21 protein-coding genes and 1 tRNA gene are annotated in these 20,588 nt (G+C 41.1%); 8 read left to right on the top strand and 14 right to left on the bottom strand.

Features of this window, described 5'->3' with window-relative positions:
- The first annotated feature begins 240 nt into the window (after window positions 1-240).
- Together H6G75_RS19025 and H6G75_RS19020 are read left to right on the top strand one after the other, a co-directional pair.
- Entirely contained in the window at window positions 241-1,974 is a 1,734-nt protein-coding gene (locus H6G75_RS19025; protein WP_190981569.1) for a bifunctional diguanylate cyclase/phosphodiesterase, read from the top strand.
- A 116-nt stretch (window positions 1,975-2,090) separates the two neighbouring features.
- Window positions 2,091-3,638 (top strand): hypothetical protein, encoded by a 1,548-nt coding sequence (locus tag H6G75_RS19020; RefSeq protein ID WP_190981568.1) that lies wholly within the window; start codon window positions 2,091-2,093, stop codon window positions 3,636-3,638.
- Between the two features lie 140 nt (window positions 3,639-3,778).
- Here the strand turns inward: H6G75_RS19020 and H6G75_RS19015 are convergent, their stop codons facing one another.
- From H6G75_RS19015 to H6G75_RS19005, 3 genes are all read right to left on the bottom strand, one after another.
- Window positions 3,779-4,249: a CRR6 family NdhI maturation factor gene (locus tag H6G75_RS19015; protein WP_190981567.1), complete on the bottom strand. Its 471-nt coding sequence runs from the start codon at window positions 4,247-4,249 to the stop codon at window positions 3,779-3,781.
- A gap of 52 nt (window positions 4,250-4,301) precedes the next feature.
- Window positions 4,302-4,886 carry an RdgB/HAM1 family non-canonical purine NTP pyrophosphatase gene (rdgB, locus tag H6G75_RS19010; RefSeq protein ID WP_190981566.1) on the bottom strand — a complete coding sequence of 195 codons (585 nt, stop codon included), beginning with the start codon at window positions 4,884-4,886 and terminating at the stop codon, window positions 4,302-4,304.
- A 75-nt stretch (window positions 4,887-4,961) separates the two neighbouring features.
- Window positions 4,962-6,398, bottom strand: a complete 1,437-nt coding sequence (locus tag H6G75_RS19005) for a phosphoglucomutase/phosphomannomutase family protein (protein ID WP_190981565.1) — start codon at window positions 6,396-6,398, stop codon at window positions 4,962-4,964.
- Window positions 6,399-6,680: 282 nt separating this feature from the next.
- Here H6G75_RS19005 and H6G75_RS19000 point away from each other — a divergent pair, with 282 nt between their 5' ends.
- Window positions 6,681-7,013 (top strand): DUF433 domain-containing protein, encoded by a 333-nt coding sequence (locus tag H6G75_RS19000; RefSeq protein ID WP_190981564.1) that lies wholly within the window; start codon window positions 6,681-6,683, stop codon window positions 7,011-7,013.
- A complete protein-coding gene (locus H6G75_RS18995; protein ID WP_190981563.1) occupies window positions 7,010-7,369 on the top strand; it encodes a DUF5615 family PIN-like protein in 360 nt (119 codons plus the stop codon). The genes H6G75_RS19000 and H6G75_RS18995 overlap by 4 nt, the downstream gene beginning before the upstream one ends.
- Here the strand turns inward: H6G75_RS18995 and H6G75_RS18990 are convergent.
- The gene (locus H6G75_RS18990) at window positions 7,366-7,542 is read right to left on the bottom strand and encodes a hypothetical protein (RefSeq protein ID WP_190981562.1); all 177 of its coding nucleotides are present in this window, start codon (window positions 7,540-7,542) and stop codon (window positions 7,366-7,368) included. The two genes, H6G75_RS18995 and H6G75_RS18990, sit on opposite strands and share 4 nt — an antisense overlap.
- A 94-nt stretch (window positions 7,543-7,636) precedes the next feature.
- Window positions 7,637-10,276 carry an FxSxx-COOH system tetratricopeptide repeat protein gene (fxsT, locus tag H6G75_RS18985; protein WP_199337934.1) on the bottom strand — a complete coding sequence of 880 codons (2,640 nt, stop codon included), beginning with the start codon at window positions 10,274-10,276 and terminating at the stop codon, window positions 7,637-7,639.
- A gap of 170 nt (window positions 10,277-10,446) precedes the next feature.
- Between fxsT and H6G75_RS18980 the strand changes: the two genes are divergently transcribed.
- Window positions 10,447-10,599: a hypothetical protein gene (locus H6G75_RS18980; protein WP_190981561.1), complete on the top strand. Its 153-nt coding sequence runs from the start codon at window positions 10,447-10,449 to the stop codon at window positions 10,597-10,599.
- A 154-nt stretch (window positions 10,600-10,753) separates the two neighbouring features.
- Here H6G75_RS18980 and H6G75_RS18975 read toward each other — a convergent pair whose 3' ends face one another.
- The 4 genes from H6G75_RS18975 to H6G75_RS18960 form a co-directional block, all read right to left on the bottom strand.
- The gene (locus tag H6G75_RS18975) at window positions 10,754-11,272 is read right to left on the bottom strand and encodes a plasmid segregation centromere-binding protein ParR (RefSeq protein ID WP_190981560.1); all 519 of its coding nucleotides are present in this window, start codon (window positions 11,270-11,272) and stop codon (window positions 10,754-10,756) included.
- A 5-nt stretch (window positions 11,273-11,277) separates the two neighbouring features.
- Entirely contained in the window at window positions 11,278-12,426 is a 1,149-nt protein-coding gene (locus tag H6G75_RS18970; protein WP_190981559.1) for a ParM/StbA family protein, read from the bottom strand.
- A 224-nt stretch (window positions 12,427-12,650) separates the two neighbouring features.
- On the bottom strand, window positions 12,651-13,265 hold the full coding sequence (locus H6G75_RS18965) for a DedA family protein (protein WP_190589905.1): 615 nt from the start codon (window positions 13,263-13,265) through the stop codon (window positions 12,651-12,653).
- Between the two features lie 166 nt (window positions 13,266-13,431).
- Entirely contained in the window at window positions 13,432-14,511 is a 1,080-nt protein-coding gene (locus H6G75_RS18960; protein WP_190981558.1) for a Gfo/Idh/MocA family oxidoreductase, read from the bottom strand.
- Between the two features lie 496 nt (window positions 14,512-15,007).
- On the opposite strand from H6G75_RS18960, the gene queC reads away from it, so the two are divergent.
- Window positions 15,008-15,703: a 7-cyano-7-deazaguanine synthase QueC gene (queC, locus tag H6G75_RS18955; protein ID WP_190981557.1), complete on the top strand. Its 696-nt coding sequence runs from the start codon at window positions 15,008-15,010 to the stop codon at window positions 15,701-15,703.
- 125 nt (window positions 15,704-15,828) lie between these two features.
- Here queC and H6G75_RS18950 read toward each other — a convergent pair whose 3' ends face one another.
- Together H6G75_RS18950 and H6G75_RS18945 are read right to left on the bottom strand one after the other, a co-directional pair.
- Window positions 15,829-17,172 carry a hemolysin family protein gene (locus H6G75_RS18950; protein ID WP_190981556.1) on the bottom strand — a complete coding sequence of 448 codons (1,344 nt, stop codon included), beginning with the start codon at window positions 17,170-17,172 and terminating at the stop codon, window positions 15,829-15,831.
- A gap of 98 nt (window positions 17,173-17,270) precedes the next feature.
- A complete protein-coding gene (locus tag H6G75_RS18945; protein ID WP_190981555.1) occupies window positions 17,271-17,969 on the bottom strand; it encodes a hypothetical protein in 699 nt (232 codons plus the stop codon).
- 190 nt (window positions 17,970-18,159) lie between these two features.
- Between H6G75_RS18945 and H6G75_RS18940 the strand changes: the two genes are divergently transcribed.
- Window positions 18,160-18,232, top strand: a tRNA-Ile gene (locus tag H6G75_RS18940).
- 175 nt (window positions 18,233-18,407) lie between these two features.
- Here H6G75_RS18940 and H6G75_RS18935 read toward each other — a convergent pair.
- Window positions 18,408-18,824, bottom strand: a complete 417-nt coding sequence (locus H6G75_RS18935; protein WP_190981554.1) for a hypothetical protein — start codon at window positions 18,822-18,824, stop codon at window positions 18,408-18,410.
- 100 nt (window positions 18,825-18,924) lie between these two features.
- Between H6G75_RS18935 and pyrE the strand changes: the two genes are divergently transcribed.
- Window positions 18,925-19,545 carry an orotate phosphoribosyltransferase gene (gene pyrE / locus H6G75_RS18930; RefSeq protein ID WP_190981553.1) on the top strand — a complete coding sequence of 207 codons (621 nt, stop codon included), beginning with the start codon at window positions 18,925-18,927 and terminating at the stop codon, window positions 19,543-19,545.
- A 186-nt stretch (window positions 19,546-19,731) separates the two neighbouring features.
- On the opposite strand, the gene H6G75_RS18925 is transcribed toward pyrE, so the two are convergent.
- Both H6G75_RS18925 and H6G75_RS18920 read right to left on the bottom strand, forming a co-directional pair.
- Window positions 19,732-20,271 (bottom strand): hypothetical protein, encoded by a 540-nt coding sequence (locus H6G75_RS18925; protein WP_190981552.1) that lies wholly within the window; start codon window positions 20,269-20,271, stop codon window positions 19,732-19,734.
- Between the two features lie 46 nt (window positions 20,272-20,317).
- Entirely contained in the window at window positions 20,318-20,530 is a 213-nt protein-coding gene (locus tag H6G75_RS18920) for a bromodomain-containing protein (RefSeq protein ID WP_190981551.1), read from the bottom strand.
- Window positions 20,531-20,588: the final 58 nt, after the last annotated feature.

Raw genomic sequence — 20,588 nt, 5'->3', positions numbered from 1 at the left:
CAACAATAAAAATTTATCCAATAATTAATATATTAAACAGTAATTTTACTAATCAATTTTTAGTACGGAAATAGGCTATAGATGACCTTTACAAAAACTATAGATGGCATTTTATAAACTGAATAGAGGAATTTAAATCACTGCATTTTTCTGGAAAATAAGGTAATAAATCCCCGGAAATTTTCTGCCAGAAAAATCCTAGTAATTAATTTGCCAACTATCTATCATCTAACAAAGTCTATGAAGCTGAATCACCAACTTTACCTATACTCCTATCTAGCTAAATTTCGTTGGGTGAAAAATAGCTACACAGCAAAAATAATGCTGGTAGCTTTTTTAGGCACTCATGTACCATTGCTCACTTTACTATTTTGGTTTGTTACATCTAACTCTTATTCTTGGGAAATAGCATTAAGAGTATTGTTAATTGCTTTATTAGCCACACTTGCAGGTACAGCCGCAACATTATATGCACTGCGCTATCTCCTGGCTCCAGTTATTTTAACTTCGGCGGCACTACAAGATTATTTTCATACTAAAAAATTACCAGAACTGCCTACAGAATATGTAGATGAGGCAGGTACATTAATGGCAGATACTAGCCAAACTCTGCACAAGTTGGATGAGTTAATTCATCAAATTACTAACTATGATAATTTAACTGGATTACCGAACCGAGATTTATTCTGCGATCGCCTGTATCAGAACATATCACAATCTTACAATCAGCAGCAGCTTGTAGGCTTACTGGTGCTGGGAATTGACGATTTTACGGGTATCAGTCATGGGTTGGAGCATGAAAAATTGAACTTGCTTTTAAGAGCAGTTGCCCAACGTTTAACTAATTGTATAAGTCAAACAGATATGCTTGCCCATTTGAGTCAAGATGAATTTGCGATCGCCCACACTGATATACTTTCTTTTGAGAATGTCATCAAACTCTCGCAGTTACTTTTAAATACAATATCCAAACCTTTTCTAATCGAAGGGCAGCAAATTCACATTACTGCCAGCATTGGCATCACCATTAACAGTGTAGGCGATCGTAATTCTGTAGATCAATTATTACAACAGGCTCACATCGCTCTGTACCAAGCAAAACAGCAAGGACGCAGTCAACATCGCTTCTATTCCCCAGAAATTAACGCTCAATTACAAGAGCGATTAACACTAGAAAATGAACTGCGGGGAGCATTAGAACATGGAGAAATTGTAGTTTACTATCAACCCTTAATTGATTTACGCACTAGACAAGTAACCGCACTAGAAGCACTTGTACGTTGGCAACATCCCACACGCGGGTTGATTTCTCCAGCCAAATTTATCCCCATTGCTGAAAACAATGGTTTGATTATCTCAATTGGAGAATGGGTATTACGTAGCGCCTGCGCTCAAAATCGGGCTTGGCAATTAGCTGGAATCGAACCAATTCGGATGTCAGTCAACCTTTCAGCCAGACAGTTTGAAGAACCAAACTTAGTAGAGGTTATCAAACAAGTCTTACAAGAAACAGAGTTGCCATCATCTTACTTAGAATTAGAAGTCACCGAAAGCTCTTTAATGGGTGACATTGAACGTTCTGTAAAAACCCTCCAACAATTACGAGAACTAGGCGTATGTTTAGCCTTAGACGACTTCGGGACTGGCTATTCTTCCTTAAACTACTTGAACCGTTTCCCTGTAAATATGATCAAAATTGATCGTTCCTTTGTACAAGATGTCATATCTAACCCTGATAGTGCAGCTATTACCGATGCCATTATTGCCTTAGCCAAAAGTCTCCAGTTAAACATCACCGCAGAGGGCGTAGAAACGCAAGAACAGCTAGAGTACTTACAAAAATGTGGTTGTCAAGAAGGTCAAGGATATTACTTCGGTATTCCTGCACCTGCTGAGAGAATCACTCAACTACTTCAACAAAATTTCCATCCGCTAGAAAAAATAACTGCATCAAACTCATACGTAGTATTGTAATAATAGCAAGTGATTGTAGAGGCGTTGTATACAATGTCTCTACAGGATTTATAGAGTACAGTGTCTTATAGAATTGGTACAACCATTTATTAAATTGAAAAAATAATTTCCAACCAATGTTAGCTAAAAAAGCAATTAATCGGATTTCAACTCTATTTTCTCTTTATCCTTGGTTGAGCGTAATTATTTTTTCAATACTAGGTTTCATAGGTATTCTCAATCATGCAATGTGGCGCGATGAACTCAACCCTTGGTTGATTGTGAGAGACAGCGAATCTTTCACAGCTTTAATTGCCAATATTAAATACGAAGGGCATCCAGTATTGTGGTATTTTTCTCTTGCATTTTTGAGAATAATTGCCGACAATCCCTTGATTATGCAACTGTTTCACTTATCTATTACAATTACTGCGGTTCTCATATTTTATTTATATAGTCCCTTTAACTATAAACAAAAACTCTTATTTATCTTTGGTTATTTTCCTTTTTATGAATATTTTTTAATTTCCCGCAATTATGCTTTTAGTCTCCTATTTATTTTTGCTTTTTGTGCTGTATTTCCATCCCGAAAAACAACTTATCTGTATTTATCTATCTTCATAGGCTTATTGGCAAATAGTAGTGCTTATGGTTTACTTGTGTCATTTGCTTTATCATTGACGTTGCTATTTGAATTTTGTTTTGATAGTCAGCATAGAAAAAATTATTTTGTACAAAGCCGAAATTACGATTTAATTTTAAGTTTTGGAATTGTTATATTTTTTTATATCTTATCAATTTATATTATTACTCCCCCTGCCAATAGTTATTTACATGGTGGATTGAGTCATGGATGGTCAATAAATTTAGATATATTCAATTTGTTAAAGAGTATCAACAGATTGTTTGCTAGTTATTTGTTGATTATCCCAAAAAAAAGATTGCTAGATTTGATTATCTGTACTATCATCAGTATTTTGATATTTACTTTATACTTAATAAAATTTTCTAAAAAACCAGTTGTGCTTTTTATGTATACAGTAGGAAATTTTATCCTACTGGCATTTACTTATTTACGATTTACTGGAAATCATCGTCACTTTGGACATTTTTATTTAGTTTTTATAGCAGCCTTATGGCTAGAAAGTTATTATCAAAATTCTCTAGTGTGGGAAAATAAATTAGCTCCAACACCAAGATTATTTAATTTAGCTCAAAAATGGCATTATGTAATTTTTACTTTAATTCTGGTTGCTCAATTATTTGGAGGTGTTTATGGCTTTGCTAGGGATTTAAATATTCCATTTTCTGCCAGTAGAGAAACTGCTCATTACATCCAACAAAATCAGCTAAATGATGAATTTATTGTAGCCAGCCGAGATGCAAATATGGCTGCTTTATCAGGGTATCTAAATCGCAAGTTTTACTATCCTGAACGGCAAACAATGGGAAGTTTCACCTTATTTAAACAAGGTCGTCAAGATGTTGAGCAGCCTGAGATATTGAGACAAATTTACACGTTACTTCAGAGCCAAGCAGTTAAAAGCAAAATTTTATTGATTTTAAATCAAAAGCTGAATACCAATAGAAATGATTTAAATATTGTCCCTATTAAGAGTTTTAAAAGAGCTTGGGTAGATAGTGAAAGATTTTATCTTTATTGGGTAGGGAAAACAGGGAATTGAAGTTATAAGAATTCAGCAAACAGAAGTCAGAATTCAGAATTTAAAAGTAAGGAGCGTATGGGTGATTAAACTTTCTAACATTCTGGCTCCTGGATTCTGACTCCTGAATTCTGACTCAAAATTCGCCTGTAAACTCTAATTTAAAACATCTCAAACAATCCATCATCTAATTCATAACCCAGTATTTGCGCCATCGATTTTAACCTGGATGAACTGGGAATTGCTTGTTGTTTTAACCAGTCAGTCAAAACGAATATTTTGTGCATTAAAAATATTTCTAATGCTTCAGGATTATATTGAATGCCTTCTTTAGTACTGAATTGATGTGGTACAAGCATAGCTGCATAACGAGCTAATTCCCCGCCTTTCCAATCTAATAAAAAAGGTATCCAAGGATATTTTGCATCTAAACGAATAAACCACAGGCGTAGTTCTGGAACTTCGGAAAGTTCGCGGGGGTCACCAGGATCTAAAGAGTAGTTGATGTCAAAGCTTAATTGCTGTTCATAAGCAGCGATTCCCTCTTGCAAAAGCGGTTCAATAACTGCTAAAGCAGGTGACAAATCTAATTTGTTAATCGAATCTGTATTGAGTGCGATCGCTATAGCCATAGTAGTTTGTAAATGGTAATTGCTAAGTCGATAAAAATAGAAGGTCGAAACTTTACTCAGCACTCAGTATTGTACTCAGTTGTGGGATTAACGCTGCAAACGCCTGACCACGATGACTAACTGATTTTTTCTCCTCTGGGGACATTTGGGCAAAGGTTAACTGTTTTTCGGGAACATAAAATACAGGATCATACCCAAAACCACCCTCACCACGCGGTGCATATAAAATTTCACCACGACAAATACCTTCGCATTGTACAGCTATCTCACCATCTGGACGAGCGATCGCTACTACACAGACAAATTGTGCTTGTCTGTTACTTTCATCACCTAATTCTGTTAATAACCGCGAAATTCTCTCTGCATCGGTTTTGCCATAACGCGCCGAATATACTCCCGGTACACCATTCAAAGCATCTACCTGCAAACCAGAATCATCAGCGATTGCCCATTTCCCTGTAGCTTTGGCAACTTCGGATGCTTTTAAACAAGCGTTAGCCGCAAATGTATCACCTGTTTCTTCGACTTCTAATTCTTCTGGCTTCAGCGTTAATTCCCAACCAGAATCTATCAGGTAAGCTTGCATTTCCTTTAACTTACCTGGATTGCTTGTGGCTACTACGAGTAATTTAGTCATATTTCAGTTAACAGTTAACAGTTAACAGTTAACAATTAAACGTGATCACTGACAACTGATAACTGTTCACTGATATTACTCTGCCCACTGTCTCGCCCAATCAAGGGTTTTATGTACTTCCTCAATAGTGGCGGCTTCGCAGTAGAGGCGCAAGACTGGTTCGGTTCCGCTAAAGCGAATCATTAACCAACTTTTGTCAGCAAGGCGGAATTTATAACCGTCGATTGTTTGACAATCAATGACTGCTTTTCCCGCAATTTCGGTTAAGGGTTGGGTTTGGAGTTGTTGCAAAAGACGCGTTCGCACTTCCATACTAGCTAAGGGTAAATCGATGCGATCGTAAGCCGAATTAAACCCTGTTTGTTGTTGCAAGTCAGAATAATATTCGCTCAAATCGCGCCCAGATTCGACAATTGCTTCTAAGACATACAATGCCGAAAGTAGCGCGTCTCGTTCGGGAATGTGGCTACCATAACCAATCCCACCGGATTCTTCCCCACCCAAGAGTACCTGTGAGACTAACATTCTGTCGGCGATGTATTTGTAACCGACTGGTGTTTCAAACAATGACAGATTGTGCAGTGCGGCGACACGGGGAATTAAATCAGAACCACTGACAGTTTTAATGATTTCCCCTGTAAAACCGCGTCGCAGAGTTAAATGGTCAATTAATATCGGGATTAAAATTTGCGAACTTAAGAAGTTAGCTTCTTGGTCTACTGCTGCAATGCGATCGCAATCTCCATCAAATACTAAACCAACAGTTAAACCTGATTGATTAGTTTCTCGGTGAGTTTTGATAACTTCAAATAACTGAGAAAGATACTTCGGTAATGGTTCCGGCGCACCACCACCAAATAACGGGTCACGGTTGCTATTGATTTCTTTAACCTGATCACCCAATAATCTTGCCAGTCCGCCAGCTGCTGCACCGTGCATCACATCTGCAAACACCGTCAGTTTCCCAGAGGCGATCGCTTCTCGAATTTTGGCAATATCTACTTTGCCTTGTAAGCCTGTTGTGTAACTAGGCCAAGGGTCGAACTTATCCAATTTACCGGGAGTAGCTGCTGTTGGTACACCCTGCGGTAGCAGTGCTTCTATCTCTTTGGTAAATTCTGGCGGTACTGAACCACCAAAATATCCTTTGACTTTTAACCCTAAATATGCACCAGGATTATGACTAGCCGTAATTACCAAGGCTCCCAAAGCATTGAGTTCTTTAGCAGCCCAGCTAAATGCTGGTGTTGGGGCGAATGATTCACTCAGCAAAACATCAAATCCGACGGCGGTGACAGCATCAGCCACAGCACGAGCAAAGTCTTCCGCCATAAAACGGCGATCGTAACCGACGATAATAGTCCGGCTACCGACTGTCGAATAATAAGTATCATATAAGACTTTCGCGGCTACTGGCGCTACCAAGGCAAGGCGTTCAAAGGTGAACTCTTCACCAATTACGCCCCGCCAGCCATCTGTACCAAATTTGATTGCGTTAGCTACAACTGGCATTGGGATATCCTAACTGTCCATCTGAGGATTTTAGCACTTGTTCAGTAAATCGAGTAAAAAAAGTAGCTCTCTAAAATTGTGTAGGGAGTTTGGGGTTTCGGTTCTTCAACCAATATTATTTCTCTCAAAGCCAGCAATCTTTTTGCAACGGTAAAGCCGAATGCACTCTTTATATCTCAATTCTCAAAGGCGATCGCTAACAACAAGCAACTTCGCATCTATGCAAATCATTCTACAATTTAAGTAAAGCGATCGCACTAATAAAATCACGATTCAAAATTCATGCAACTAGAAGATTATTTTGACTTTCTCTCATCCGATGATATTCGCCTGAAAGGACACCGTATTGGTATTGATAATGTCCTTGAATATTACTTGGAAGGATATACACCGGAAGAGATTATTACTAATTTGCCTTCTCTAAGTTTAGAGCAAATCCACGCGACTATTACTTACTACCTACACAATCGCTCTCAAATCGATACTTATTTGTCACGGCTGGCAAAATGGCGTGAACAACGTTACCAAGAATCTCTGGTTAATCCTTCACCCTTAGCACAACGCCTTAGAACTTTAAAAACTTATAGACGAAATCAAAAGGTAAGTGCTTCGTGAAGGTGCGTTTTTTACTTGATGAAAATTTATCGCCACGTCTGAAAGTAGCTATCCTTCGCCTTAACCCAGCCATAGATATTGTGCGTGTGGGTGAAAGTAATGCGCCACCATTTGGAACTTTAGACCCCGATGTGTTGCATTATTTAGAATTATCTCAACGACTGTTAATAACAGATAACCGTACTAGTATGCCATCTCACCTAGAAGAACATTGGGCAGAAGGTGGGCATATTTGGGGATTATGTTGGGTGCGTCCTAGAATACCAATAGGGCAGTTAGCACAAGAACTTTTGCTAATTTGGGAAACAACGGAAGCTGAAGAATGGATAGATCAGTTAGAGTGGATTCCATTTTAAGCGATCGCCTCTAATTTTACACTTTGAACAGGAGCGATCGCCTTCCGAACACCATCATTCGACTTCGGAACACGAAACTCCGAGTTCAGAGCATGAAACTTCGACTTCAGAACACGAAACTTCGACTTCAGAACACGAAACTCCGAGTTCAGAACACGAAACTCCGACTTCAAAACAAGAACATTCTCATTTAAAACAACACCCTTGCGCTTTCCTTTGCGACTTTGCGCCTTTGCGTGAGATAAAATTATGATCTGAGACTCAAAATTACTCTTTTGATTTCAAAGAGGCGCGCAAATATGCTAAATTTTTACGACAAGTAACAGTATGAGGATGATTTACCCCTAATCGTTGCTCAAAAATATCTAAAGCTTGAATGTAAAAAGGCTCGGCTTCGCTGTATCTGCCTTGGGAATGGTAGAGCGATGCGAGGTTGTTGAGGTTAATGGCAACATCTGGGTGTTCTTCTCCCAACAGCCTGCGCGTGAGTGCCAAAGCTTGGATATATAGAGATTCAGCTTCACTATATTTCTCTTGGCGGTTGTAGGCTGCCGCTAGGTTGTTAAGGCTTTGTGAGATATTGGGATGATCTTCTCCAAATAACTTACGCCTGAGTGCTAAAGCTTGAATATGAAGAAGTTCAGCTTCGTTGTATCTGCTTTGAGAGTAGTAGAGTGCTGCTAAATTGTTGAGGCTAAGTGCAAAGTCTGGATGTTCCTCTCCTAAAAGGTTACGAGTGAGTTCTAAAGCTTGAAGATACAAGAGTTCAGCTTCGTTGTATCTGCCTTGGGAGTCGTAGAGTTCAGCTAGGTGGTTGAGGCTAAGTGCAACATTGGGATGTTTTGCTCCCAGCAGCTTGCGCTTTAGTGCCAAAGCTAAGATAAAAATGGGTTCAGCTTCGCTGTATCTGCCTTGGGTTTTGTAGAGTAATGCTAAGTTACTGAGGCTAGTGGCGACAGAGGGATGTTCTGCTCCCAGGAGTTTGCGCCACAGTGCCAAAGCTTGGATGTACAAGGGTTCGGCTTCGCTGTATCTGCCTTGGGTTTTGTAGAGTAATGCTAAGTTACTGAGGCTTTGTGCGACATCGGGATGTTCTTCTCCCAGGAGTTTGCGCCTCAGTGCCAAAGCTTGGTTGCACAAAGGTTCGGCTTCGCTGTATCTGCCTTGGGAACGGTAGAATTCTCCGAGATTGTTGAGGCTAAGTGCGACATAGGAATGTTCTTCGCCTAAGCATTTTCTAGTGGTTTCTAGACACTGCTTATACCAAGGTTCAGCCTGAGTATATAATCCTTGACCATCGTAAAATCGAGCATTGCCGATGAAAGGCGAAATTAAATCATCATCACTTACATATTGAATGAGATTATTTGCTACTTCATTTAAATGGGGTATTTTCGGAGCAACATTTTTAATTTGCTCAAGCGTAGGATATTCAGGAATATCTTTAGCAACCCCTACCATTACACCGCAAAACGATCGCCTAAATTCATCTTTCTGCTCTAAACCTTCAAGCTTATCTTGAAAAAACTCCCGCAACAGAGGATGCAGTTGATAAATTCCCTCATCTTTATGCTGAACTAGATGTAACTGCAACAACTCACGTCTGGCTTTTTTCCAATCTTGAGCTTCATTATTTATGGTTATCCCCTCCACCAACTCCCAAGGAATCGGAGCTAAAGCAAATAAACTCAAAACACAGCCTAAACGTTGAGCATTTTCTCGCAACCGTCGCCAACTCAACTCAAACGCAGCAGCAACACCCAACTTAGCAGTCATTTCCGGTTGAGCTTCATCTAAAGCCGGATTCTTCAAACGCTCTTTTTCCAAGTCTTGCAGCATATCCGCTAGGGATAATTCCTCATCCCCTAACAAATAACGCCCGACTAATTCCAAACCCAGTGGCAAATATCCCAACCACTTACAAAGCTTTCTCGCAACTAACGCCTCACGTCGCAGTCTTTCCCTTCCAACTATGGATTTTAATAACTGCATCGCCGCTAGTGGTGTCAGCACATCTAAATTTAATCGCACTATCGGCGGCTGTAATTTTTCCCGCGTGGTAATTAACTGCTTAAACCGCGAAGGAACAGACTCCAAATAACATCTAACTTCTTCTCGATAATTAGTGACGTTATCAATTACCAGTAAAACCTCACCCTCATGCCATTTTGTGAGACAGTATTGCACTCTCGCAACTAAATCTAAATCATCTGGGATGTTCAATAGCAGCTTATTACGAGCAAAATCCACCAGTTGCACTCCCACATCCTGTAATGCAGACAACCAGCAAATTCCACCTTGATAAGTAACGCGGTGAGAATTGGCATATTGCAAAGCTAACTCTGTTTTCCCAACTCCACCCATCCCCGCGATCGCCGCAATGGCTACCTGTTGATTATCCCGCAACAAACGATGGAGGTTTTGCAATTCCCTTTCTCGTCCGACAAATTCCACCACGCCACTGAAGGGAAGATTTTCGTAACGGGTAGGCGCGGGTTGAGTTTTTTTACCCTTCTCACGCTGCACGCCTGGTAATTTGTCTCGTCGGCGTTGCCATTCTGCATCAAATTTCTGCAAATTCCCGTCTTTGTCGCTTTTGTCATACCAAAGTTTCAGCCGAAAGTGCCAATCTTCCGAACCTCGCTTGTGTTCGCGCAAATCTTCGAGAATTTCTACAAAATCTTCGAGTCGTCTTAATGCTTCCCTGACTTCTTCTTTAGTTAAACCGCCGAGTTCCGCCAGCACTCTTAGCTGTGTTCTCACTATTACTTGCTGCGGCGTTTCCCAATTGAGAGCAATTTTATAAAGTTCACCGTCTTCTAACTCATCATTGGCATAAGCCAAAAATCTTTCTAAAAGTTTCCTTACCCGCGCTTCGACTTCATCACCATAGCTAACACGCGCCATAGGTTATTCTTGCCCAATTTTGCGACAAAGTTTCGGGATTCCCCAAACCTAATCTAGCATCCCCAAACTCAAATCTCAGCAAATTCACGCATCACCGCCCACAGACAGCACCTTTTGCTTCCTCGCACTACCCCAAATTTACCGTTGCTTCAGCGTTTGAGGCAAAGTAAATGAAAGCTAAAAAGCTGATGGCGATCGCATTTTTTCTGATTCCCCTAATTGCTGACTGGTTCATTCCCGGTTCAGGTATTGTGATTGAGTTTGCCTTCCTGATGTGGGAATTACTTAAACAAGAAGAGGATGATTTGGAGAGATCGCCCTAGATTTATGATTTAGACTTAGATTCCCGACTTTTTCAAAAAATCGGGGATCTGGAAACCTGGGTAAATCTAATCATGATAAAAATTAATAATCCTTAATAGTGCAGACTATTAAGGATTTCTTAAAAATAAAAATACTCACAATCCAAACCGTCTCTTAAAAATCATCCAGAAATTGACTGAGACGACTAATCACAGGGTCAACATCTTCAGAAGGTGTAGCAGCGTAGGTAGTGTTAACCATTTCCATTGTGGGGACTGTTGACACTACAGGCGCTGGCGCTGGTGAAGTTGGAGGCTGATGGTGAATAATCTGTGGTCTCTCTGTCACCAAAATTGCTAGATGCGCCATTTGTTGCGTGAGTTGCACAATATGGCGTTCCATCGCCTCCAAACGATTCGATTCTTTAGCGAAAAAACGTTCCTCTAGGTCAGCCACTTGGCGTTGCAGTTCATCGATTTTCTGTTCAACCGACTCTGCGGCTATTGGTTTGGAAGCAGGTTTGACAGCTTCTGGGACACATAAAAATTGCCATAGGGCTTCTTTACAGAGGTCGCTAAAAGTCTTGTCTGGTTGAGGCTCTAAATGGCTTTCCACCAGCGACAACAAGCTTTCGTCTGCAACTTCTGGGTTGAACGTCACCGATTTAACTACTTTTTTTGACCATTGGAACATTGGCTTTAAGACCTAGCAGCGCGAACGGCGGATAATTGCGCCTCTCCATAAATATACTGCCCCAAGGCGTTAGCTTGGCGAGATGGTGCAGCCAGATGGGCGTTGATTTGAGCATCTTTTAACAGACGTTGCACATCTTCCCAGAAGAATTCGCCGCCGCCGCCTGTGATAATCACATCAGTCACACGCTCAGGTAGCCAAGCAAGGACACGGCTGCAAATATCACGAGAAAACATCTCAATCAAGTTGGGGAGAAAATCATCCAGGTTAGCAGGCTTGCTAGAGCCTTTGGGACGATAGAAACGTTCTCCTCTGGGTTTGTTCACCGCAGAAATCAAAGCTAGAGATTGACTGTCTGCGCCTTCAATTTCTTTCGCTACCATTTCGTAGAACTTGCTCATCCCGAAATCTTCACTCTTAGAAGCACCACGAGCGAAGCGGAAGTTATCTACCATCAACAAATCGATGGTTTGATGTCCAATATCGACAATAGCGGCTGATACTTTGGTAAAGTCGGGGCTGGCTGCACCTTTTTTGGGTTGAGCTTCACACCAAAGTAGGCTGCCATAACCTTCAGGCATTACCCAAACTTTATTAATGTTGAGGGAGACGCTTTCGCCTCTAAAATTCATGACGTGAGGGCCAGTCAGCTGACTGATGATCTGGGCTTTTTCTTTTTCAAACTGCTCTAGAGAGAGGAAGGGTAGACCCAGCACGATGGAAATTTCGTCTTTTAGCTTGAAGTAGCCAGCACAAGCCAAAACTTTAGCCAGTGCGTCTTCTACCTTAGATTTACCAACTCCAAGATTTGCGCCAAAATCTGCGGCTAGTTGACCGACAGCATAGCCACTACCTTGATATTCCAGCCACAAATCCATTAAAGGATCAGTAGCACGGGCTTCAAAAATACCTCCCCGGACTTCTTCCATTGACATTTGTTTGACATTGGCGGGGATGAAAACCACATTACCGGGTTCGCGGCTGACACAAGTCTTGGTTGATGTTCTGCCTAAGTCCACACTGAGAATGGCTTTGCCAGAACTGCCATTTGTTTTAACGGGGGTAGCAGTATTAATGGGGGTAGATGCTGAAACCCGGTTGAGAGGGATAGCAGCAGCATTCATTGGGGTAGCGGCGGAAGGTTGGTCTGTCATGAAAGCTCCTAGTCCTTTCTTAACTGTCAAAATTTAACTTGCTCATCTTACATACAAACATGCGAGATACCAAAAATTCTAGGTTTCGTCAAGTGTAGCTAAAAATACGCCTAATGCTGAGTTAGGCGATCGCTTTCTTCAGCATTATTTGGCATAGTGTAGGCGAATTTTTACCAGATGTAACCCCCCAACTTTAAATAAACTTTAAATCAGGGTGGTGTATTTTAGTGTCTAGTCCGTTTCTGCCTACGCTTGAGTATCCAGACCACAAATGCCAAAACCAAAGTCCCAAGCACAATTTTTGATACTGGGGCAAGGTACTTGTCCACAAGTTCATACTGGCTACCCAAAATATACCCTGAGTATGTTAACAAACCTACCCAGGCAGCACTACCCAAGGTTGTATAAAATAAAAATGGTAGCAGAGGCATGTCACTAATGCCTGCTGGCACGGAAATCAATGTACGGATTCCCGGTACAAGACGACCAATTAACACTGCTTTGCTACCTTGAGAATCAAACCAGTGCTTTGCTTTGGTAATATCTTTGCTGGATATGGTTAACCACTTACCGTACTGATCTGCCCACCTTTTTAGGCGCTGTTCGCCCAAAAACTTACCAGGATAGTACCACACAAGTGCGCCAGCTACAGAACCTACAAGTCCGGCAAAAAAGACTCCCAGAATATTTAATCGGTCTGGTGTTGCCCTAGCGGTAAATCCTGCCAGTGGCATAATCAATTCTGAGGGAATTGGGGGAAACAGGTTCTCCACAAACATTAACAACGCAATTCCTACGTATCCCAAGGAATTGATCGTATTAGTAATCCATTCAAGCATTGAGTATATTCCTACAATTGCGGCACAAGTTTGTTTGCTTAATTTAGCTTTAATCTTCTTAAAACTTTACTGATAATCCTTCATCTCTGGGGAGATGATCAGCCAAATTTTAGGGGCGCAAAGATTACGCCCCTAAGTATTTTATGTATTCAATTAAGCAGAACTGTTAGATTGTGGAAGTTAAGGATTGAACTCTTGATTCCGATTGCCAGTCTAATGGGTTGAATACTCTATCTTCTAAAGCCATTTGCTCAATTAAACTAGCTAGTCTCAGGGCTTTTAAAGCTTGCTCACCGCCAACGGAAGGTTGATTACCACCGTGAACACAATTAACAAAATGTTCTAATTCTGCACTCAAAGGTTGAACATTGGTGGTAGAGACTTTTTCGATCAAACCATCTTGTCTATAAAGTAACTGACGATTATCAGTTAAATTGGTGGTTGTTTGGCGATGAACCAGAATTTCGTTCTTGAGAAAATCTGCTTCCGTAAAGGAGTTTTTGCAATGAGCAACAATGCGCCGAATCTTTTTGTGAGTGACTTTACTGGCTGTCAGCGTAGCAACGATGCCATTGGCAAATCCCAAGGTGGCTGTCACGTAATCTAAATAACCAGAATCTAATGCACGAGTACCACTAGCTGTCAGTTTGACAACCGGAGAGGCGGCTAGTTCTAGCATTAAGTCAATGTCGTGGATCATTAAATCCAGCACGACGGAAACATCATTGGCACGATGGGAGTAAGGACTCATCCGGTGAGCTTCCAGCGCCAGCAATTCTTCGGTTTTCAGGACTTTGCTAAGTTCTTGAAATGCAGGATTGAATCGCTCGATATGACCTACTTGTAAAATGCACCCTGATTCTGCGGCTGCATTGACGAGGGATTCTGCTTCCGAAATACTAGCAGCGATCGGCTTTTCAATTAAAACGTGAATTCCAGCTAATAGACAATTGATGCCTACAGCATAATGTAGGCGAGTAGGTACGGCGATGCACACTGCTTCCACATGGGGTAGCAAGTCACAATAATCTTCAAAAAAACGCACCTTGTATTTGCTGGCGGTTTCTAAGCCTCGTTCAACATTGATATCTGCCACACCGACTAGTTCAACATCTTTCATTGAACTCAAGACGCGGGCATGATGTTGTCCCATGTTACCCACCCCGACTACGCCTACGCGAATCGGTCTTGGCTGATTGCGCTGTGTGTATGAATTTGATTCTGCCACTGACATGCTATTTTGCACTATTGTTCTCTCCTCAACCACCAAATTTAGAGACGCTGCGGCCGTTGGCAATTATACTGAACAGCCAGTTATGATCCGTCTAAAACCATCCAGATGGTAACATAGAGGCTCTGTTTATGAAGAATTTCAAAGTTTGCGATAGTTCCCGCAATCTGGCTGTCTTTTTTCTGTTCAGTTTTAAATCAATCAGTTTTTTGCTCTTAACACAATAGCTAATGTGTTTTTTTATTAACTTTAAACACAAAATCAATTTTTAGTGAAAATTTCTCAATCTTAGTCATAGTATTGGATACCAGCAAATTTACCATCTTAAAACGTTGTAAATAAATAATTTTCCTGTCAGTAAAATTACAAAAATAGCTACAATAACACTTAAAGAATAGTCCAGTTTATAAACTGGTACAGTATGGAGAAAAAATTGAGCGGTCAGGCTGGCTGACAGTTTTTTTAATTATGATGATTTGGCAATGAGAAATCTAAAAATTTTGCTGCCAAGATGAAAGCCGTAATTTTGTTGTCTGGGGGATTAGATTCTTCTACTGTACTTTATCAAGCCAAAGCAGATGGTTGTGAGTGCTACGCAATTTCTTTTGATTATCAGCAGCGACATCGCCGAGAGTTAAACTCAGCCATACTGGTGGCGCAAACTGCTGGTGTAGAAGAACATCAGGTGGTGAATTTTGACTTACGCAAATGGGGTGGTTCAGCACTAACAGATGAAAAAATTGATGTTCCCCAAGCCCGTTCATTGGAAGAGATGTCAGAAAATATTCCCGTGACCTACGTACCTGCACGGAATACAATATTTTTAAGTTTTGCCTTGGGTTATGCGGAAGCGATCGCAGCTGAACGTGTGTACATTGGTGTGAATGCCTTGGATTATTCCGGCTATCCTGATTGTCGTCCTGACTACATCCAAGCAATGCAAGAAGTTTTTCGCCTGGGAACTAAACAAGGACGAGAAGGAAATGCCACTGCGATCGTTGCCCCTTTGGTTCATCTCAAAAAAACCGAAATCATCCAATTGGGTAACAGATTAGGGGTTCCTTGGCATTTAACTTGGTCTTGCTATACCGGTGGTGATATTGCCTGTGGAGTCTGTGATTCTTGCCGCTTGCGACTGGCAGCTTTTGAAGAACTGGGATTACAAGATCCACTGGCTTATGTGGAGGGAGTGGGGAGTAAGGAGTGAGAGAGGGGGTAGACAAGGTAGAAGGGGTAGACAAGGTTGAGAGGTAAGGTATACATCTTGCTCCCTTGTCCTCCTTGTCTCCCTTGCCCCCCTTGCCCCCCTTGCCCCCCTTGCCCCCCTTGCCCCTAAGATAAGCGTTGCACCTGAATTTGATGCAGCCTTGGGCCGATAATTGAGACTATGGTGAACTGAAGATTTTCGTACAAGAAGATTTCACCTTTAGTTGGCATTTTCTGTAATTGATAAAGCACAAAACCGCCTAAAGTTTGATATTCCCTAGCGAGAGGCAAACTGAGATTTAAGACTTCGTTGAGGTCTTCGAGGTTAATTTGTGCTTGTACTAAAAATGTGTCTTGATCCACAATTTCAATTAACAAATCTTCGTTGTTTTCCCGTTCCCCTGTATTGCCAATAATTTCACCAATCACGTCTTGAATGGTCACTAGCCCTACAGTTCCGCCGAACTCATCAACAACAATGACCATAGCTGGCTTTTCTTGCTGCATCATGGGCAAGAGTTCACTTAAGGGTGTGTTTTCTGGCACAAATCGGGCGGGACGCATCCACGGTTGGAGATGGGATGTTAAAGAGAGTTTCTCCATTGCCAAGGGTTGGGCTAAATCTCGAAAGTAAACAATCCCGCGAATATCATCTAAAGATTCACCAATAATGGGGTAGCGGGAGTGAGCAGTAGTGGTCATTTCCTGGAGTAAATGCTGGAAGGTTGCATCTTTGGGTAAAGCAATAATGCCATTGCGAGGAATCATTACGTCTTGGGCGGTGACATCACCAAATTCAAAGACATTATTCAGCAATTGACGTTCAGAATGTTCTAAACCAGTGGATTCTCGTTCTGTGGCAATGATCATCTGTAATTCTTCCGATGTTACAGGTGGTCTCCAACTTTGACCTGTGTATTCAATGCCAAAAATGCGTAACAAACAACGAGTAGATTGGTTGAGAATCCAAATGAAGGGACTGAAAAAACGGACGATCGCTTTAACAGAAGGGCCTAAAAACCGCGCTAATTGTTCAGAATAGAGCAGAGCTAGTGATTTTGGGCATAATTCCCCTAAGACAATTTGCAGATAAGCTACCAAAAAAAAGGCCAGAGGAATTGATAGCGAATGGGAAATGAACTTAGTGGTCGTTGCTGGTAAAGGCCAAGATTTCAGCCATGTGTTTACCAGCACCACAATTGTACTTTCACCAATCCACCCCAGTGCCAAACTCGAAAGGGTAATGCCTAATTGTGTTGTTGATAGCAGCCGATCAATACTGCGTTGTAGTGTTTCAACTGCGATCGCTTGTACATCGCCAGCCTTGACTAACTGATGAATCCGCGATCGCCGCACTGTCACCATCGAAAACTCTGCTGTCACAAAAAAGGCATTGATGGCAATCAGTAGTAGTACTGATAATAATCGCAACCCTACATCTGCCCAAGTTAAACCAGGAAAACCAATCACTGCCTAAACTCGTTTAAACTCTCTTAAAGTAAAAAGGTAAAAGGTAAAAGTAAAAAGAATCTTCTGCCTTTTTACTTTTTACTTTTTACTTCCCGTCTTTACCTTGCTACAGGGATGTCAGCGACATCTAACTTGAGTTTTTGTGCAGGATAATCTGTCAAAGACAAAGAGACTTTGTTCACATCATCCAGTAAAGCTGTAGGAATAATCACTGTACCGGAAAATGTCGGCCCATTGGCGGGTAATTCTGCGGGTAAACCTTCTGTACTAGCACTCAAGGTTCTGCCTTTGTCGTCTGTCACATCTAAGAAACTATACAAAAAACGCACAGAATCTTTGCCTTTGTTCTGCATTTTGACTTTTAGAAGTAAATCGCCTCCAGAGTAACGCGCCGATTGCACTGCAAAAGTGACACCTTCACTTTCTGCACTCACCGGAAATCCTGGTTGGGGTTTTTCTTCAACTACTTCCTGTGGTTTTTCTTGTGGTTTCTGTTTTTTGTTGATCTCTTCATCTTCGTCATCTAATTTTTCCGATTGAGTAGCTTTCGCCTTACCATCAATCCGAGATTTAACAATTTTTAATATTTCTTCTTCTTTTAATAAAGTTACTCCTGGCTGTTGGGAGTTATTGGTCTTAGCACTAGCGAATTTGGTTGTCGGACGACCATCTGGGGTTGATACTCCCTTAAGAGCTAAACTGCCCAAATTGAAGCCTAAAAACGCGCTGACAGACCCTGCGCCCAACATCAGGATTAACAGAATCAAAGTCAGTATTACAGTAGAATTTATTTTCATCGCTGACAAGCTGTTGCTGAAGAATGCTGGTCTATATTAAGAGCATTGAAGTTATGTACCTCAATCCTTAAACGAACTTAATCAATCATAGTGTGCATAATTTCATAATTAAATTATGTAGTATAAAAATCTGATAAACTGTGGTACAACGGTAGACAATTAGCAAAGTTGAGATAAAATTAATATTCGACCAGGGTTGGCCGAGCGGTTGAGGCAGCGAACTCATAATTCGCCCCAGGCAGGTTCAACTCCTGCACCCTGGATTTTTTTTAAGTGCTGAGTGCTGAGTTGAAAGTGCTGAGTGATAAGTTTTATCAAACAGAATTCAGGGGTCAGGAGCCAGAATTCAGAATTAATGATGTGTGACACTTCGGCAAGCTTCTAATCATTGCCTTTAACTACTCAGTACTCAGTACTCAGCACTCAGCACTCAGCACTCTAAAAGCGGAATTCTGTACCGACTTTGAGCTTGTCACTATTTAAGCGAGGAGATGATAGAAGGGAAGTATCATAAGGATTGGGTAAATCTGGTGTGCGTAGATAAGGGTCATTACCGGCTTGCTGAGTTAGAACATCTCGATAGAGGGTGTTGATCAACTCAGCATCACGGGCTATTTCATTTTCTGGAAAAGAATCCTTGAAACCGGAACCATTACCGAGAAAATTTTGTAACTGACGTTTGGGTGTGTTATTTTCGTAAAAATTGCGATCGTGACGGAAATAAGCTCGCTCAAAAGCTTCATTAGCAGTTTCATAATTAGGTGTATTTGTTTCAGCAGATGCCACATTCGGCAGAATTAAACCAGTAGCTAACAGTACCAAAAAACCACCAAAGGATTTAAATTTTATACCCATTTCCTTAACTCCTCAATTTTGAGCGAATCTTAACTTATGCTTAATTGCAGAACTCTGATGAGTTCAACCTTTGGTGTAGCACAACTGATAATCATTTGTAATGACGCATTCTACTGAAACCCCTACCCAGGCTGATATTTGGGCGACGACTGCTGACTTAGATACTTTGCGCCACAAACTACTAGACTTGTTTTGCCAACTCGCCTATCAAGAAGGTGATTTTGTACTGTCTTCAGGGCTAAGTAGCACCTATTACATTAATAAAACCCAGGTAACACTCCATCCCCAAGGCGCTTTAGCCGTTGGACGTTTACTATTTCCCTTACTACCTGCGGATACTCAAGCTGTGGCAGGTTTAACACTAGGTGCTGATCCCATTGTGACAGCAGTGAGTGTGGTTTCTGTTTATGAAAACCGACCCATACCAGCACTAATTATTCGCAAAGAAGCCAAAGGTTACGGAACGAAAGCTTATATTGAAGGCCCAACTTTGCCTGAAGGTGCAAAAATCGTAGTTTTGGAAGATGTGGTAACTACTGGTCAGTCTGCTTTAAAAGCGGTAAATCGGCTGAAAGATGCAGGATATATTGTTGAGCAAGTAATTGGACTGGTAGACCGCAACCAAGGAGGCGCAGAACTTTACCAGTCTGTTGGTTTAAAGTTTGAGGCGTTGTTTGGAATTGAAGAGGTTCAACAACGGTATCGGGAATTGCTGGTTTAATTGAGCTACTAAACCTTAAATCTTAGTAGCACAGCAGGGCTAAACTAGTACATTAATATTACAATTTTTCTGGGATGGGCATCTTGCCTGCATTGGATAGACTAAAAGCCCATCCCACCAGAAAACAATAATGTAACATTTTAGTTTTGCTGCTACTTATACAAATATATTCTGAAGGCGATCGCTTTAATTTTTCGTCTCATCAATCGCTTTCTTCAGTTCATCTTTGGTCATATTGCTACGACCTTTGATATTGAGTGATTTGGCTTGTTCATATAGTGCCTGCTTTGATGACTCATTGTGAGATTCATGGTCAGCTTCAGCCATTGCCTTTTCAATAGCTGTAGTCCATTCAACGTATTGTTTACCTTCTTTTGAGGCTTTTTCTTTAATTTGCTCTGCTTCTTGCTTTTCTGCGTCGCTCAACTTATCCCAAACTGCTTTTGGTAGATAGCGTTTAGTTATACCATCTTTACGGGCGCGGTCTTCACCATATTGAGTTTGCCAGTCTTGGTCAGACCATTTTTCTAATGATTGTGCAGCTTCGTCTTTATCGGCTTGTTTATAGCCGCCACCTTGTTTTTCATATTCTTTGACTAGCAGCTGACTCTTACGTGCTGACCATTGGCCAGGCTGACCACCTTTATCAGATTTGAGAATTTCTTCCTTGAGTTGGTGGCGTAACTCAGGCTCAGTATATTTTTCTGCGTAATTATCCTCAGCCATTTTACCTTGTGTAATTACTGTGTGATGGGAGTGATCGCATTTGCTCTTATATTTTTCTGTCTGGGTCTGCTTGGGGTAACACTGATTTATCTTCATCTAATGTTGGTACAGGTACACCTAACATTCGCCTTGCAGATTCTTCGGCTAATTGTCTGTCTTGCTCGTTTTCAAACTGGCTTTCATCTAATAAATATTTGTGTCTAACTGCTTCATCTCGATTTGGGCGAGAGCCATTTTTCCATCTGTAATTAAATGTCATAAATTCTAATGCACTACAACTGTGCTTGAGTTTTACTGTATTGATTCTATGTAGCTAA

Origin of the sequence: Nostoc sp. FACHB-280, assembly GCF_014697615.1 — a bacterium.
Classification (GTDB): domain Bacteria; phylum Cyanobacteriota; class Cyanobacteriia; order Cyanobacteriales; family Nostocaceae; genus Nostoc_B.
The sequence above is the reverse complement of the archived record's forward strand: the minus strand, read 5'-3'. Positions and strand labels throughout refer to the sequence as shown.

Bases quoted from the DNA above. Each gene is read 5' to 3' on its own strand.
- H6G75_RS19000 (WP_190981564.1), top strand. From the start codon at position 6,681: ATGCAACTAGAAGATTATTTTGACTTTCTCTCATCCGATGATATTCGC.
- H6G75_RS19015 (WP_190981567.1), bottom strand. From the start codon at position 4,249: ATGGCTATAGCGATCGCACTCAATACAGATTCGATTAACAAATTAGAT.
- queC (WP_190981557.1), top strand. From the start codon at position 15,008: ATGAAAGCCGTAATTTTGTTGTCTGGGGGATTAGATTCTTCTACTGTA.
- H6G75_RS18975 (WP_190981560.1), bottom strand. From the start codon at position 11,272: ATGTTCCAATGGTCAAAAAAAGTAGTTAAATCGGTGACGTTCAACCCA.
- H6G75_RS19025 (WP_190981569.1), top strand. From the start codon at position 241: ATGAAGCTGAATCACCAACTTTACCTATACTCCTATCTAGCTAAATTT.
- H6G75_RS18980 (WP_190981561.1), top strand. From the start codon at position 10,447: ATGAAAGCTAAAAAGCTGATGGCGATCGCATTTTTTCTGATTCCCCTA.
- pyrE (WP_190981553.1), top strand. From the start codon at position 18,925: ATGACGCATTCTACTGAAACCCCTACCCAGGCTGATATTTGGGCGACG.
- H6G75_RS18925 (WP_190981552.1), bottom strand. From the start codon at position 20,271: ATGGCTGAGGATAATTACGCAGAAAAATATACTGAGCCTGAGTTACGC.
- H6G75_RS19005 (WP_190981565.1), bottom strand. From the start codon at position 6,398: ATGCCAGTTGTAGCTAACGCAATCAAATTTGGTACAGATGGCTGGCGG.
- H6G75_RS18935 (WP_190981554.1), bottom strand. From the start codon at position 18,824: ATGGGTATAAAATTTAAATCCTTTGGTGGTTTTTTGGTACTGTTAGCT.
- rdgB (WP_190981566.1), bottom strand. From the start codon at position 4,886: ATGACTAAATTACTCGTAGTAGCCACAAGCAATCCAGGTAAGTTAAAG.
- H6G75_RS19020 (WP_190981568.1), top strand. From the start codon at position 2,091: ATGTTAGCTAAAAAAGCAATTAATCGGATTTCAACTCTATTTTCTCTT.
- H6G75_RS18920 (WP_190981551.1), bottom strand. From the start codon at position 20,530: ATGACATTTAATTACAGATGGAAAAATGGCTCTCGCCCAAATCGAGAT.
- H6G75_RS18965 (WP_190589905.1), bottom strand. From the start codon at position 13,265: ATGCTTGAATGGATTACTAATACGATCAATTCCTTGGGATACGTAGGA.
- H6G75_RS18970 (WP_190981559.1), bottom strand. From the start codon at position 12,426: ATGACAGACCAACCTTCCGCCGCTACCCCAATGAATGCTGCTGCTATC.
- fxsT (WP_199337934.1), bottom strand. From the start codon at position 10,276: ATGGCGCGTGTTAGCTATGGTGATGAAGTCGAAGCGCGGGTAAGGAAA.
- H6G75_RS18945 (WP_190981555.1), bottom strand. From the start codon at position 17,969: ATGAAAATAAATTCTACTGTAATACTGACTTTGATTCTGTTAATCCTG.